Source organism: Streptomyces sp. NPDC055815, from assembly GCF_053616475.1.
Window position 1 is genome coordinate 23,926 of record NZ_JBSHDU010000079.1, and the last position, 14,405, is coordinate 38,330.

13 protein-coding genes and 1 pseudogene are annotated in these 14,405 nt (G+C 70.6%); 5 read left to right on the forward strand and 9 right to left on the reverse strand.

The genetic code is table 11. From position 1 onward, the window contains the following. Positions 1-226: 226 nt before the first annotated feature. The 7 genes from ACWGN5_RS34135 to ACWGN5_RS34165 all read right to left on the reverse strand — a co-directional run bounded on the left by ACWGN5_RS34135 (position 227) and on the right by ACWGN5_RS34165 (position 5,777). Positions 227-1,615, reverse strand: a complete 1,389-nt coding sequence (locus ACWGN5_RS34135) for an 8-oxoguanine deaminase (RefSeq protein ID WP_453522299.1) — start codon at positions 1,613-1,615, stop codon at positions 227-229. Between the two features lie 48 nt (positions 1,616-1,663). Next, positions 1,664-3,079: a nucleobase:cation symporter-2 family protein gene (locus tag ACWGN5_RS34140; protein WP_453522300.1), complete on the reverse strand. Its 1,416-nt coding sequence runs from the start codon at positions 3,077-3,079 to the stop codon at positions 1,664-1,666. 73 nt (positions 3,080-3,152) lie between these two features. Continuing rightward, positions 3,153-4,076, reverse strand: coding sequence for a factor-independent urate hydroxylase (pucL, locus tag ACWGN5_RS34145; RefSeq protein ID WP_369147359.1), 924 nt, complete (start codon positions 4,074-4,076; stop codon positions 3,153-3,155). 5 nt (positions 4,077-4,081) lie between these two features. Beyond that, positions 4,082-4,471, reverse strand: a complete 390-nt coding sequence (gene uraH, locus ACWGN5_RS34150) for a hydroxyisourate hydrolase (RefSeq protein ID WP_116158141.1) — start codon at positions 4,469-4,471, stop codon at positions 4,082-4,084. After that, positions 4,468-4,983 carry a 2-oxo-4-hydroxy-4-carboxy-5-ureidoimidazoline decarboxylase gene (gene uraD / locus ACWGN5_RS34155; RefSeq protein ID WP_453522301.1) on the reverse strand — a complete coding sequence of 172 codons (516 nt, stop codon included), beginning with the start codon at positions 4,981-4,983 and terminating at the stop codon, positions 4,468-4,470. Before uraD ends, uraH begins: the two co-directional genes overlap by 4 nt. Positions 4,984-5,139: 156 nt before the next feature. Next, positions 5,140-5,478 carry a helix-turn-helix domain-containing protein gene (locus tag ACWGN5_RS34160; protein ID WP_453522307.1) on the reverse strand — a complete coding sequence of 113 codons (339 nt, stop codon included), beginning with the start codon at positions 5,476-5,478 and terminating at the stop codon, positions 5,140-5,142. 44 nt (positions 5,479-5,522) lie between these two features. Continuing rightward, entirely contained in the window at positions 5,523-5,777 is a 255-nt protein-coding gene (locus ACWGN5_RS34165; RefSeq protein WP_078908558.1) for a hypothetical protein, read from the reverse strand. 137 nt (positions 5,778-5,914) lie between these two features. Between ACWGN5_RS34165 and ACWGN5_RS34170 the strand changes: the two genes are divergently transcribed. From ACWGN5_RS34170 to ACWGN5_RS34180, 3 genes are all read left to right on the forward strand, one after another. After that, a complete protein-coding gene (locus ACWGN5_RS34170; protein ID WP_453522302.1) occupies positions 5,915-6,748 on the forward strand; it encodes a TIM barrel protein in 834 nt (277 codons plus the stop codon). 66 nt (positions 6,749-6,814) lie between these two features. Further along, positions 6,815-7,705, forward strand: coding sequence for a 2-hydroxy-3-oxopropionate reductase (locus tag ACWGN5_RS34175; protein WP_453522303.1), 891 nt, complete (start codon positions 6,815-6,817; stop codon positions 7,703-7,705). A 187-nt stretch (positions 7,706-7,892) separates the two neighbouring features. Beyond that, positions 7,893-9,347, forward strand: a complete 1,455-nt coding sequence (locus tag ACWGN5_RS34180) for a catalase (protein WP_453522304.1) — start codon at positions 7,893-7,895, stop codon at positions 9,345-9,347. A 319-nt stretch (positions 9,348-9,666) separates the two neighbouring features. Here the strand turns inward: ACWGN5_RS34180 and ACWGN5_RS34185 are convergent, their stop codons facing one another. Then, complete coding sequence (locus ACWGN5_RS34185) at positions 9,667-10,875, reverse strand: MFS transporter (protein ID WP_453522305.1); 1,209 nt, start codon at positions 10,873-10,875, stop codon at positions 9,667-9,669. Positions 10,876-10,962: 87 nt separating this feature from the next. Here ACWGN5_RS34185 and ACWGN5_RS34190 point away from each other — a divergent pair, with 87 nt between their 5' ends. Beyond that, the gene (locus ACWGN5_RS34190; protein WP_453522306.1) at positions 10,963-11,979 is read left to right on the forward strand and encodes an ArsR family transcriptional regulator; all 1,017 of its coding nucleotides are present in this window, start codon (positions 10,963-10,965) and stop codon (positions 11,977-11,979) included. 9 nt (positions 11,980-11,988) lie between these two features. Here ACWGN5_RS34190 and gcl read toward each other — a convergent pair whose 3' ends face one another. Next, positions 11,989-13,767: a glyoxylate carboligase gene (gcl, locus tag ACWGN5_RS34195; RefSeq protein WP_453522308.1), complete on the reverse strand. Its 1,779-nt coding sequence runs from the start codon at positions 13,765-13,767 to the stop codon at positions 11,989-11,991. A gap of 241 nt (positions 13,768-14,008) precedes the next feature. Between gcl and ACWGN5_RS34200 the strand changes: the two are divergent. After that, positions 14,009-14,405, forward strand: a pseudogene (locus tag ACWGN5_RS34200) (hypothetical protein); the annotation flags it as partial.

Sequence of the window (14,405 nt, forward strand, 5' to 3'; positions counted from 1 at the left end):
GGGGGGGGGGGGGGGGTGCGGGCGGGGGGGCCGCGCGCCGGGGGCCAATCGCCGGGGGGGGGGGCGCCCCCCGCCGGGTGGGGGGGGGGGGGGGGGGTCCCCCGCCCGGGGTGGGGCCTTACGTCTTCTGCTACCGCCACCACCCGGTCGGGCTGCCGCGGACCCCGCTCGGGTCCGCGGCGACCGACCGAGGGCCGTCCCCCTCGGTCGGACTCCATGGGGAGGGTCAGCCCTGGGCCGAGATACGGGCCAGGCGCTGCGCCTCCGCGCGCGCGTCACGCGCGATCTGCTCCTCGTCGGCGAACAGGAGTCGGTTGTTCTCGACGATCTGCCTGCCGTTGACGAAGGAGGCGGTGACCGGGGCCGCCGCGCCGAAGACGATGGCGGTGACCGGGTCGGCGATGGTGGAGTGGCCGAGGCCGTCGATCTTCCAGAGGACGAAGTCGGCGAGCTTGCCGGCTTCCAGCGAGCCGATGTTGTCGGCGCGGCCGAGGACCTGCGCGCCGCCGTAGGTGCCGAGGCGGAGGGCCTGGCGGGCGTTGAGCGCGGCCTCGCGGTGGGCGCCGAGGCGGTTGATGAGGAGGGCGTTGCGCAGCTCGGTGTGGAGCTCGCCGGACTCGTTGGAGGCGGTGCCGTCGACGCCGAGGCCGACGGGGACGCCCGCCTTGAGCATGTCCGGTACGCGGGCGATGCCGGCGGCGAGGCGCGCGTTGGAGGACGGGCAGTGCGCGACACCGGTCTTGGTGCGGGCGAAGGCCTCGATGTCGGAGTCGTTCATGTGGACGCAGTGCGCCATCCACACGTCCTCGCCGAGGAAGCCGGTGGACTCGAAGTAGTCCGTCGGGCCCATGCCGAAGAGCTCGTGGCAGAACTTCTCCTCCTCCACGGTCTCCGAGCCGTGGGTGTGCATGCGCACGCCGAGCCGGCGGCCGAGCGCGGCGCCCTCGCGGAGCAGCTCGGTGGAGATGGAGAAGGGCGAACAGGGGGCGACGGCGACCTGGGTCATCGCGTCGAAGGAGGCGTCGTGGTACTTCCGCACCGTCTCCTCGGTCGCGGCGAGCGCGCCCTCGGTGGTCTCGACGGCGAAGTCCGGCGGCAGGCCGCCGTCCTTCTCGCTGCGGTCCATGGAGCCGCGGGCAAGGGTGAAGCGGACGCCCATGTCGGCGGCCGCGCCGATGATGGCGCCGGAGAGGTCGCCGGAGCCCTGCGGGTAGACGTAGTGGTGGTCCATGGCCGTGGTGACACCGCCGCGGGCCATCATCGCGAGGGAGCCCTGCGCGGCCGCGCGGACCATCGACTCGTCGATCCGCGACCACGTCGGGTAGAGCGCGACCAGCCAGTTGAAGAGGTTGTGGTCGGTCGCCAGACCCCGGGTGATCCACTGGTAGAAGTGGTGGTGGGTGTTGACCAGACCGGGCGTCACCAGATGACCGGTGGCGTCGATCCGGCGGACCACGTTCTCCAGGCCCTCGGGCGCCTTGCCGGCGCCGAGGGACTCGATCTTGTTGTCGGCGACGACGATGTAGCCGGAGGCGTACTCGGTGTCGTTCGCGTCGACGGTCGCGATCGCCGCGTTCTCGATGACGATGCGCTGGGCTGCCGAAGGTGCTGCCATGGCGGTGCTTCCTTCATTCCTCGGGGGTGGTGTGGGCACGGCAGGACCCTAGGAGGATTTGAGTGCCGGAGCCGCGTGACGGCTCCGGGTGCCGAGATGGTGGAAGAACAGGTTGAGCAGGACCGCGACGAGCGCACCGGCGCTGATGCCGGAGCCGAGCACGGTCTGCGCCCAGGCCGGGAAGTCGGCGTAGAAGGTGGGAGCGGCGAGCGGGATGATGCCCGCTCCGAGCGCGACGGCCACCAGGATGATGTTGGAGCTGTCGTCGAGTCCGGCCTCGGAGAGGGTACGGATGCCGCTGACCGCGATCGAGCCGAAGAGGACGATCCCGGCGCCGCCCAGAACGGGCATCGGGACCAGGGAGACGACCGCCCCGAGGACGGGGAAGGCGCCGAGGACGAGCAGGGCTCCGCCGGCGACGGCGACCACGTACCGGGAGCGGACCCGGGTCAGCGAGACGACGCCGACGTTCTGCGCGAAGGCGGAGGTGGGGAAGCCGCCGAAGACGGGGCCGAGCAGGGTGGCGATGCCGTCGGTGCGCAGGCCTCGGGTGATGGTCCTCCCGTCGCTGCGGCGCTCGCAGATCTCGCCGAGGGCGAGCATGCCGGCGCTGGACTCGGTCATGAGGACCAGCATCACGATGCACAGGGAGAGGATCGCGGCGGGCTGGAACTCGGGGGTGCCGAAGGCGAAGGGGGCGGGCAGGGCCGCGACGGGCGCTTCGCGCAGGGCGCTGAAGTCGGCCATCCCGAAGGGGATCGCGGCGAGGGTGCCGATGAGCAGGCCGAGCAGCAGGGCGATCTGCTTGACGAAGCCCTTGCCGAAGCGCTGGAAGAGCAGGATGACGACGAGGGTGAAGCCGGCGAGTGCCAGGTACTTCATGGCGCCGAAGTCGGCGGCGGTCCTGTCGCCGCCCTGGGCCCAGCCGACGGGCACGGGCATCAGGGTGACCCCGATGAGGGTGATCACGACGCCGGTGACGAGCGGCGGGAAGAACCGCAGCAGCCTGCCGAAGAAGGGGCCGACGGCGAGGCAGAAGACTCCGGCGACCATCACCGCGCCGTAGATGGCGGGGAGCTGGTGTCCGGGGGCGCTGGTCTCGGCGATGGCGAGCATCGGGGCGATGCCGGCGGACGAGGCGGCGTTGACGAACGGGAGCCGGTTGCCGGCGAAGCGTCCGAGGCCGAGGGTCTGCAGGATGGTCGCGCAGCCGGCGATGAGCAGGCTGGCCGCGATGAGCCGGGTCATTCCTGCGGCGTCCAGGCCGACGGCCTGGCCGATGATCAGCGGAGGGGTGACGACGCCCGCGTACATGGCGGCGATGTGCTGGAGTGCCGCGGGGACGAGCCGCGAGGCGGGGAGCTTCTCGTCCACCGGGTGGCACTCGGCCGTTGCCGAGGCGGTGGACGGAGGGGTGGAACACGGGCCTTCGGCGGGTGCCGGCCCCTGTGCAGGCTGAGCCATTGTTGTTCCCTCCGGTCCGGTGCACCGGCCCCGCCCGACTGCGGGCGGGCGGGTCCGGTGACGCGGATGCCGCTTAGAGGTTGGTCATGTCGACCGGGATCTGCGCCGTGGCTCCGTCGCGGAGGACGGTGGCCTCGATGAGGCCGTACATGCGGTCGGCGGCGTAGTAGACCTCGTTGTCGTTCTTCAGGCCGAAGGGCTCGAGGTCCACCAGGAAGTGGTGCTTGTTCGGGAGCGAGAAGCGGACTTCGTCGATCTCCGAGCGGTGGTTGATGATGCGCGTGGCCATCTGGTACAGCGTCTGCTGGAGGGAGTACGAGTACGTCTCCGAGAAGGCCTCGAGCATGTGCTTCCTGGTCTGCTCGTAGGACCGCTCCCAGTTGGGCATGCGCTGGTCGTCGTCGGTCCAGTTGAACCGCCAGCGACCCGACACCTGGGTGGCCAGGATGCGGTCGTACGCCTCCTGGAGGGTCGTGTACTGGTCCTTGATGTAGCCCCAGAACTCCGAGTTGGTGGAGTTCATGACGACGAGGTCCTTGAGGCCGGAGATGACCTCCCACTTCTCGCCGTCGTAGGTGATCTGCGAGACGCGGGTCTCCTGGCCCTTGCGGGCGAAGGAGTGGTTGACCTCGTCGGAGCCGATGAACTTGGAGTTGGCGTCGGAGGAGGCGATGCGCTCCCAGGCGTACTCCTCGATCCGGATCCGCGCCTTCTTGATCGGCTCCTGGCTCGTCACGAAGTGGCGGGCGAGGTGGATGCCGAACTGCTCGGCGGACTCGATGCCGTACTCCTTGGCGAACGCGAAGACGGTGTTCTTCGTCGTGTCGGTGGGGAGGCAGTGGGCGTTCGAGCCGGTGAGGTGGACGTCGTCGAGGTCGCCGGAGAGGGCGACGGAGACGTTCAGGTCCTTGATGTGGTGGGTGGCGCCGTCCCGCGTGATCTTGACGACGCGGTTCTCTGCTTTGCCGTACTGGTTCTGGCCGAGAATCGTGGGCATGTCTGCTAGCTCCCTCGGTAAACGGAGTAGCCGAACGGGTTGAGCAGCAGCGGTACGTGGTAGTGCTCGCCCGGCTTGACGGCGAACGTGATCGCCACCTCCGGGAAGAACGCACCGCTGTCCCTTACGCGGGGGGCGTCCTGCTGCGCCTCGGCTTGCTTCTTGGCGAAGTACGTCTCGGTCTCGAAGTCGAGACGCACGTGGGTGGTTTCTTCCGGCAGCGCCGGCAGGTCCTTGCAGCGCCCGTCCGCGTCGGTGGCGGAGCCGCCGAGCGTGACCCACTCCGCGTCGGAGCCGCTGCGGGCCGCGAGCGTGATGGCCACGCCCTCGGCCGGGCGGCCGATGCTGGTGTCCAGGATGTGCGTGGACACGGATGCGGTGGTGTCGGTGCTCATGCCGAGCCCTCCTCTTCTACGAGACGGGTGAGACGGATGCGGTTGATCTTGCCCAGTTCGGTGCGGACGATCTCCCGCTCCGCCTCGGGCGTGTTGTCGATCCGCTCCTGGACCGCGTCGCGCATCTGCTCGCCGGTCCTGCCGGTGGCGCAGATGAGGAAGACATGACCGAACTTGTCCTGGTAGGCCAGGTTGAGCTCGAGCATCTCGGCCTTGAGCTCCGCGGAGGCGCCGGCCATCCCGCTCTGTTCGCGGGAGGAGGTCGGGTCCCCTGCCTTCGGACGACCGATCGGCGGGTGCCCCGCCATCGCCTCGGCCAGGTCCTCGGTGGTCAGCTCGGCCATGGCGGCGTCGCTGGCGAGGAAGAGGGCTTCGGCGGTGGAGTACGGGCGCTGGGCGAGAACCTTGCTCCCCCACGCCGAACTGGAACACACCTCGTGGAGCGCGGCGACGGCCTCGCTGTCCGAGGAGGTGTTGAACCGGGTGAGGCCCGGTGTCGTACCTGAAGTCACGGGAAGCCTCCGTGGCTGTTTTTCGCTGTGCGTCGGACGGGCTGCGGATAGCTAACGCCCTCCGCAACACAACGTCAACACTTTGTTGAAAACTCGGCCATACAAAAGCCGTCGTCCCGACATCTGGACGACGGCTTACGGCCCGCACATGATCAACTACTCGCTCTTGGCGGCCTTTTCCCTGTTCAGGGCGGTCTCCCTGTTCAGGTAGTTGTACACGGTGAAGCGGCTGACACCGAGCGCACCCGCCACCGTCTCCACTCCATGGCGTACGGAGAAGGCACCGCGTGCCTCCAGTATCCGGACGACCTCCTGCTTCGCCTTCCGGTCCAGTTCGGCCAGCGGCATCCCGTGCCGCCGCTCCATCGCCGCGAGGATGTGGTCCAGGGAGTCCGAGAGCTGCGGCAGGCGCACGGCGAGCACGTCCTCGCCCTCCCAGGACAGGACGACGTCGTCGCCCTCCGCCTGCGCGGGAACCAGGAGCTCGGCGCCCATGGCGTCCACCAGGGGCTTCACGGCCGCGACCAAGGGGTGCTCGTTCACTTCTCGCCCTCCCCGATCACGTTGACCTGGAGCGAGACGCGCGTGGCGCCGGCCGCGAGCGACTTGCGCAGCAGCGCGTCGACGGCGGTGAGCACCGCGTCGGCGCCGCCTTCCGCCGTGTTGCCGAAGGGGCCGACGTCGACCGCGTCCAGCTCGGCCGACTGGATGACCTCACGGGCCACGACCGCGTGTGCCGGCGCCTCGTCGAGGTCGAACGGCTCGGTGGTGAACTCCACTCTCAAACGCTCCATGGCCCCACGCTACGGCCCCACCCGGCGCTGCGGGAGCCCCGGACCTGCGGGGACCTCTTGACAAGTGCGACGCCCGCCTTGCAACATTCCGTCAGACAGAAACTTACTTCCGCAATACGGAAGGAGCGCCGCCCCTCATGGGATACACGGACCAGCGCTTCGATGTGAACCTGTCGATCCTCTTCACGGAACTCCCGCTCCTGGAGCGCCCCGCGGCCGCCGCCGCGGCGGGCTTCACCGCGGTCGAGCTGTGGTGGCCCTGGATCGACACCGCCACCCCCGAGCAGAGCGAGCTCGACGCCCTCAAGAAGGCCCTTGAGGACGCCGGCACCCAGCTGGTGGGCCTGAACTTCTACGCCGGTCAGCTCCCCGGCCCGGACCGCGGAGCCCTCTCCGTGCCCGGGGAGGAGTCGGACCGCTTCCGCGCCAACATCGAGGTCGCCGCCGACTTCGCCGCCTCGGTCGGCTGCAAGGCGCTCAACGCGCTCTACGGCAACCGCGTCGAGGGCGTGGACCCGCAGATCCAGGACACCCTCGCCCTGGAGAACCTGGTCCTGGCCGCCCGCGCGGCCGACCGCATCGGCGCGATCCTCCTCGTCGAGACCCTCAACAAGCCGGAGTCGCCGCTCTACCCGCTGGTGAGCGCCCCCTCCGCGATCGAGATCGTCGACAAGGTCAACGCCGCCACAGGCCTCGGGAACGCGAAGTTCCTGCTCGACATCTACCACCTGGCCATGAACGGCGAGGACGTCAGCGCGGTCATCGCACAGTACGCCGACAAGACCGGCCACGTGCAGATCGCCGACAAGCCGGGCCGCGGCGCCCCGGGCACCGGCGAGCTCCCCCTGGAGCAGCTCCTCGACGAGCTGAAGAAGGCCGGTTACGACGGCTGGGTCGGCCTGGAGTACAAGGCCGCCGACGCCGCCGCGTCCTTCGCATGGCTGCCGGCCGAGGCCCGCCCGGCCAAGTAAGTCCGGGCGTTCCGCCAGGCGACCCCCGACCTTTTCGTACGAAGCTTCAGAGAAGGACCCTCCCCAATGAGCAACCTCCCCAAGATCGCTTGGATCGGCCTCGGCATCATGGGCTCCCCCATGTCCGAGAACCTCCTCAAGGCCGGCTACTCGGTCACCGGCTTCACGCTGGAGCAGGACAAGCTGGACCGCCTGGCCAAGGCCGGCGGCACCGCCGCCGGCTCGATCGCCGAGGCCGTCAAGGACGCCGACGTCATCATCACGATGGTGCCCGCCTCCCCGCAGGTCGAGGCCATCTCCTACGGCCCCGAGGGCATCCTGGAGAACGCCAAGCAGGGCGCGCTGATCGTGGACATGTCCTCGATCACCCCGCAGACCTCCGTCGACCTGGCCAAGAACGCCAAGGAGAAGGGCATCCGCGTCATCGACGCCCCCGTCTCCGGCGGCGAGGCCGGCGCCATCGAGGCCGTGCTCTCGATCATGGTCGGCGGCGAGCAGGCCGACTTCGACGAGGCCCTCCCGATCCTCGAGGCCCTCGGCAAGACGATCGTCCTCTGTGGCCCGCACGGCTCCGGCCAGACGGTGAAGGCCGCCAACCAGCTGATCGTCGCGGTCAACATCCAGGCCTGCGCCGAGGCCGTCGTCTTCCTCGAGAAGTCCGGCGTGAACCTCCAGGCCGCCCTCGACGTCCTCAACGGCGGTCTGGCCGGCTCGACCGTGCTGACCCGCAAGAAGGACAACTTCCTGAACCGGGACTTCAAGCCCGGCTTCCGGATCGACCTGCACCACAAGGACATGGGCATCGTCACCGACGCCGCCCGTAACGTCGGTGCGGCCCTCCCGGTCGGCGCGGTCGTCGCCCAGCTCGTGGCCTCGCTGCGCGCGCAGGGTGACGGCGGCCTGGACCACTCGGCCCTGCTGCGCGCCGTCGAGCGCCTCTCCGGCCAGCAGGTCTGACCCTCCGCCCCTTCGCCGGGGCCCCTGATTTCCGGTCGGTGGCGGCGCTGACAACCTGTCCTGTCGCGCCCAGGCGTCGCCGCCGACCGGAACACCACACTTCATTTTCAACAAACTGTTGACGTGCTGTTCGAGCCGAATTTACGCTCCTCGGACCGTCAGCAGAGCTCCCGTACGGAAGGTCACGATGTCGAAGCGCGTGCTTACGACCGAGTCCGGCGCCCCCGTCGCCGACAACCAGAACTCCGCCACCGCCGGCGTCGGTGGCCCTCTCCTCCTCCAGGACCAGCACCTGCTGGAGAAGCTCGCGCGCTTCAACCGTGAGCGGATCCCGGAGCGCGTGGTGCACGCCCGCGGTTCCGGCGCGTACGGCTACTTCGAGGTGACCGACGACGTCACCGCGTACACCAAGGCGAACTTCCTCGGTGAGGTCGGCAAGAAGACCGAGACCTTCATCCGCTTCTCCACCGTGGCCGACTCGCTCGGCGGCGCGGACGCGGTGCGCGACCCCCGCGGCTTCGCCCTGAAGTTCTACACCGAAGAGGGCAACTACGACCTCGTCGGCAACAACACCCCGGTGTTCTTCATCAAGGACCCGATCAAGTTCCCCGACTTCATCCACTCCCAGAAGCGCGACCCCTTCACGGGCAAGCAGGAGCCGGACAACGTCTGGGACTTCTGGGCGCACGCCCCCGAGGCCACCCACCAGATCACCTGGCTCATGGGCGACCGCGGCATCCCGGCCTCGTACCGTCACATGAACGGCTACGGCTCGCACACCTACCAGTGGACCAACGAGGCGGGCGAGGCCTTCTTCGTCAAGTACCACTTCAAGACGAACCAGGGCATCCGCTCCCTCTCCGCCGAGCAGGCCGCCGAGCTCGTCGGCAAGGACGCCAACTCGCACCAGACCGACCTGCTCCAGGCCATCGAGCGCGGTGTGAACCCCTCGTGGACCCTGTACGTGCAGGTCATGCCGGCCGCCGAGGCCGCCGACTACCGCTTCAACCCGTTCGACCTCACCAAGGTGTGGCCGCACAGCGACTACCCGCTGCAGCGCGTGGGCCGCCTGGTCCTCGACCGCAACCCGGACAACGTCTTCGCCGAGGTCGAGCAGGCCGCGTTCTCCCCGAACAACTTCGTGCCGGGCATCGGCCCCTCGCCGGACAAGATGCTCCAGGGCCGTCTCTTCGCCTACGCGGACGCCCACCGCTACCGCCTCGGTGTCAACCACACCCAGCTCGCGGTGAACGCCCCCAAGGCGACCGTGGCCGAGAACTACGGCCGCGACGGCGCCATGGCCACCCGCAACGGCTCGCGCCACGACAAGAACTACGAGCCCAACTCGTACCAGGGCCCGGCCCAGACCGACGCCGCGCTCTCCGCGCCGCTCGCCATCCACGGCTGGACCGGCACCCACGAGGCGCCCGCGCACACCAAGGACGACGACTTCTTCCAGGCCGGCGAGCTCTACCGCCTGATGTCCGAGGACGAGAAGAAGCGCCTCGTCGCCAACATCGCCGGCGGTCTCTCCCAGGTGTCCCGCGAGGACGTCATCGAGAAGAACCTCGCGCACTTCGCCGCCGCCGACCCGGAGTACGGCAAGCGCGTCGCCGAGGCCGTCGAGGCCCTGCGCGACTGACCGCACAGCAACACCCAGACTGCGTACGACACCTGACGGGAGGTCAGTGTCGTACGTGGTCCGGATCGCCGGCCCGGATGAGGGGTGGTCGGTGAACCGGACAAGCGTGAGGACCGCGGCGGCTCCGAGCCAGTGCGGTGGTAAGGACGCCGGGCCCCCTTCTTGACCTGAAGGAAGGGGAACCGCCGGGCGCCCGTCGGAACCGCCGCGGTCCCAACGCCCCCCTTCCGAGGGGATGAACGCCCCCACCGAGGGGCCCCCGAAGACTCCGCCCGGCGGCGCGAACGTCCTGTCGCGCCAGCCTCGTGCCGTCGGGCGGTCACAAGCGGGAGAGCGCGGAACCAGGTTTACGGTCCCTGGTTCCGCGCTCTTCTTCTTTTGCGTCCGCATGGGCGAGCAGGAACGTCACCACGAGCGAGGCGAGGGCGAGCAGCACCATCCCGGTACGCGGGGAGGTGTACTGGGCGAGGGTGCCGGCCAGGGCCGCACTCACCCCCTGGAGCGCGAGCATCCCCGAGGTGTGCAGCCCGAGGGCGTGCCCGCTCAACTCCTCCGGCACCAGGGCCATCAGCCGCTCCTGGTGCAGCAGACTCGCCCCGTACCCCACCGCCGACACCGTCACGAGGACGAGCGCGAGGGGCAGCCCCGGATCGAGGGCGAACAGCAGGAACGGGGCCGCGAGCAGCCCCTGGAGCGGGAAGCGGATCCGGCCGCGCAGCCGCGCCGGTACGAAGCGGCCGATGGCGGTGTCCCCGGCCAGCATCCCGAACGCGCCGCAGGCGAAGAGGAGCCCGGCGCGCTCGGGGGCGTACGGCACGAAGAGCGACTCGCAGCCGACGATCAGTCCGTTCGGCACCCAGAGCGCCAGGTAGGCGCGGCGGCGGGCGGGGACGGCCCAGAGCCGGCCGTTGGTGCGCCAGGTCGCGGCGACCGAGGGCCGGCCGGCGGCGCGGGGCGGGCGCGCCCCGAGGCCGAGACGGGCGGCCAGGGCGGCGGCGAGGTAGAGGCCCGCGCCGGCGAGGACCGTGCCGCGGGGCGAGATCAGGGCGACGAGGAGCCCGCCGGTGGCGAAGCCGCCGATCTGGCAGGCACCGGTGGCCATGTTCGTCACGGAGCGGCCGAGGAGGTACTCCTCGCGCGGCAGGATCTCGTTCAGGAGCCCGTACCGCACCCCGCCGCCCAGCGAGGCCGCGAGCCCCTCGGCGAGCAGGATCACGAAGACCGCCCAGGTCGGCAGCCCGGGGATCGCGAGGGCGGCGGTGCCGAGGGCGAAGAACAGGGCGATGCCGGAGAGCGCGGCGCGCGGCGGCAGCCGGTCGGCGGCGGAGAGCAGCGTGGTCGCGCCCACGAGCTGGGCGAGCGAGGGGCCGAAGAGGGCGAGCGCGGACAGGAACGGGGACCCGGTCGCGCGGAAGACGAGCGTGGCCAGGCCGAGTCCGGCGACGGTCTGGGCGGCGGTGTGCGCGGCGCCGGTGAGGAAGAGCGGGGTGAACTCGGGGGTGCGGAAGAGCGCGCGGTAACGGGACATGCGAGGAGCTTCGGGGGGCTCCCGGGCACGGCGATATCGTTTCGCGCGGTGGCGAAACCAATGGGCTCGTGGTGAAGGTGCGGTCGTATGGGCTGGTGGCGGATCGGTGCGGACACCCTGGCGGGGAGCTCGTTCGTGCTGTCGCCGCTCGCCGAGACGATCGCCTCGCTGAAGACCCTGCACGCGGGGGCGGCGGCGCACCCGGGCGAGCGGGCCTGGCTCGACCGCTGTCTGCCCGCGTACCGGGAGCGGCTCGCGGCGGAGCCGCTCGACGCCCTGCTCGTACGGGCGTCGATCGGGCCGACCTGGAACGCGGACTTCCTCACCCCGACCCCGCTGGGCGACCGGGAGCGGAGCTTCGAGGAGGAGGTCGAGGCCGTCCGGGCGGCCGAACCGGCCGATGCCGTGGACCAGTTGGCGGTGGCGGTCGGCGGGCCGGTGCCGGAGCCGCTGCGCTCGGCGCGGGATCTGCCGGAGCGGCTCGCGGGCGTGCTGGGCTGGGTGTGGCGGGAGACCGTACGGCCGGAGTGGGCGCGCCGGCGGCGGATCCTGGAGGCCGATGTGCTCGCGCGGACCGCGCTGTTGAGCCGGGGCGGCTGGGCGGCGGCGCTCGACGAGCTGCGCCCGGGGAAGATGCGCTGGCTCGGCGACGGCCGGCTCCAGGTCAACACCCGTGACTACCCGCCGCGTTCGATCGACCGGGGGCGCCTGCTGCTCGTGCCGGTGACGCCGGCGACCGGCTGGGTGTCCTGGGAGGGGGCGGAGCGGTACGCGATCGTCTACGCCTGCGCGGGAGTTCTGGCGGACGCGGCCGGTCCCGCGGTGCCGCAGGCCCTGGGGGCCCTGCTCGGGACGGCCCGCGCCGGGGTGCTCGTACGGCTCGAATCGCCGCTGTCCACCAGCCAGTTGGTGGCGCTCACGGGGCAGGGGCTCGGCTCGGTCGGCCGGCACCTGAAGGTGCTGCTCGACGCCGGTCTCGTACGGCGGGGACGGGCGGGGCGCTCGGTCCTGTACGAGTGGACGGAGGCGGGCGCCGTCCTCGTGGCGGCACAGGGAGACCCCCGCCCCGGTGCTCCTCGGGGCGGGGGTCGGTCCCTCGGCTGAGGGAGTCGATCAGACCTGCAGGGCCTTGATCGCGGTCGGCGCGTGGCCGGGCTCGGTGGCCAGGTCCTCGAACTCGGTGACGTCGCTCATGTCGACCGTCTTGCTCATCGCGATGTTGGTGATGCGCTCCAGGATGGCCTCGACGACGACCGGGACCTGGTGCTCGACGGCCAGCTTCTTGGCCTCCTCCAGCGCCTCGCCCAGCTTGTCCGGGTCGGTGACGCGGATGGCCTTGACGCCCAGGCCCTCGGCGACCTTGACGTGGTCGACGCCGTAGACGCCGATCTCCGGGGTGTTGATGTTCTCGAACTCGAGGTTGACCTCGAAGTTGATGCCGAGGCCGCCCTGCGCCTGACGGATCAGACCGAGGTAGGCGTTGTTCACGAGGACGTGGACGTAGGGGACCTTGTGCTGGGCCGCGACGGCCAGCTCCTCGATCATGAACTGGAAGTCGTAGTCGCCGGAGAGCGCGACGACCGGGACGTCCGGCTGCGCGGTGGCGGCACCGATGGCGGCCGGGATCGTCCAGCCGAGCGGGCCGGCCTGGCCGCAGTTGATCCAGTGGCGCGGCTTGTAGACGTGCAGGAACTGCGCGGCGGCGATCTGGGAGAGACCGATGGTGGTGACGTAACGGGTCTCCGGGCCGAAGGCCTTGTTCATCTCCTCGTAGACGCGCTGCGGCTTCATCGGGATGTTGTCGAAGTGCGTGCGGCGCTGGAGGGTGGCCTTGCGCTCCTGCGCGGAGGCGGCCCAGGCGGAGAAGTCCGGGAGCTTGCCCGCGGCCTTCCACTCCTTGGCGATCTCGACGAAGAGCTCCAGGGCGACCTTGGCGTCGGAGGCGATGCCGTAGTCGGGGGCGAAGATCTTGCCGAGCTGGGTGGGCTCGATGTCGACGTGGACGAACTTGCGGCCCTTGGTGTACGCCTCCAGGTTGTAGCCCGTGTGGCGGTTGGCCCAGCGGTTGCCGATGCCGAGGACGAAGTCCGACTCCAGGAAGGTCGCGTTGCCGTAGCGGTGCGCGGTCTGGACGCCGACCATGCCGGCGGCCAGCTCGTGGTCGTCCGGGATGGTGCCCCAGCCCATGAGGGTGGAGATGACCGGGATGCTGGTCAGCTCGGCGAGCTCGACGAGCAGGTCGGAGGCGTCGGCGTTGATGATGCCGCCGCCGGCGACGATCAGCGGGCGCTCGGACTCCAGGAGGAAGCTCAGGGCCTTCTCGGCCTGGGCGCGGGTCGCGGACGGCTTGTAGACCGGCAGCGGCTCGTAGGTCTCCGGGTCGAACTCGATCTCGGTCAGCTGGACGTCGATCGGCAGGTCGATGAGGACCGGGCCGGGGCGGCCGGAGCGCATCAGGTGGAAGGCCTGCTGGAAGACGCCGGGGACCTGCGCGGCCTCCAGGACGGTCGTCGCGGCCTTGGTGACCGGCTTGGCGATCGTGGCGATGTCGACGGCCTGGAAGTCCTCCTTGTGGAGCTTCGAGACCGGAGCCTGGCCGGTGATGCAGAGGATCGGGATGGAGTCCGCGATGGCCGAGTACAGGCCGGTGATCATGTCGGTGCCGGCGGGGCCGGACGTACCGATGCAGACGCCGATGTTGCCGGCCTTGGCACGGGTGTAGCCCTCGGCCATGTGGGACGCGCCCTCGACGTGGCGGGCGAGGGTGTGGCCGACACCGCCCACGTTCTTGAGCTCGCGGTAGAAGGGGTTGATCGCCGCGCCGGGGACGCCGAACGCCTGGGTGACGCCTTCGCGCTTGAGGATCTCAACGGCCGCTGCGGCGGCGGTCATACGAGGCATGGGAGTGCTCCTGCTTCGGCCGGGCGGATCCAGACGGGGCCTCGTCTCGGGAGGCCCGGGCGCCTGTTTCCGTAATGCGGAAATACTGTTCTGCTATACGGAAGCAATGTAGGTCGGGCTGCGGAGAGCCGTCAAGAGAAGTCCGCCCGCCGGGATCACGGAAGTGGCCGAACACCCTCCCCCGGGGCGCAGGAAGGGTGGACGATGGGGCGGAACGACAGGGGGTTGGGCTGTGGGCGAGTCGGTACCGGTGCGCTGTCCGGAGTGCCTGCGCACGCAGGCGTACGCGCCACCCGCCTTCCCCTGCGCCTGCGGAAGCCCGGTCGCGCCACCGGTGGCGGCGGGCGCGGTCGCGGAGCCGATCACGCACCGGAACTGGGCGGACGAATGGGTCACCGTCCGCTGCGGAGCCTGCGACCGCGAGAACGACTGGCCCCACCCGGAACTGTGCTGCCCGTGCGGGACGGTCCTGCGGGTACCGGTACGGGCGGCGGGTACGGAGACGGCGTTGGCGGGTACGGAGGCGGGGGCGGCGGACGGGAGCGGTGCGGGGGCGGCGGACGGGAGCGGTGCGGGGGCGGCGGACGGGAGCGGTGCGGGGGAGGGCGGCAGGGCGGGGGGCGCGGGCG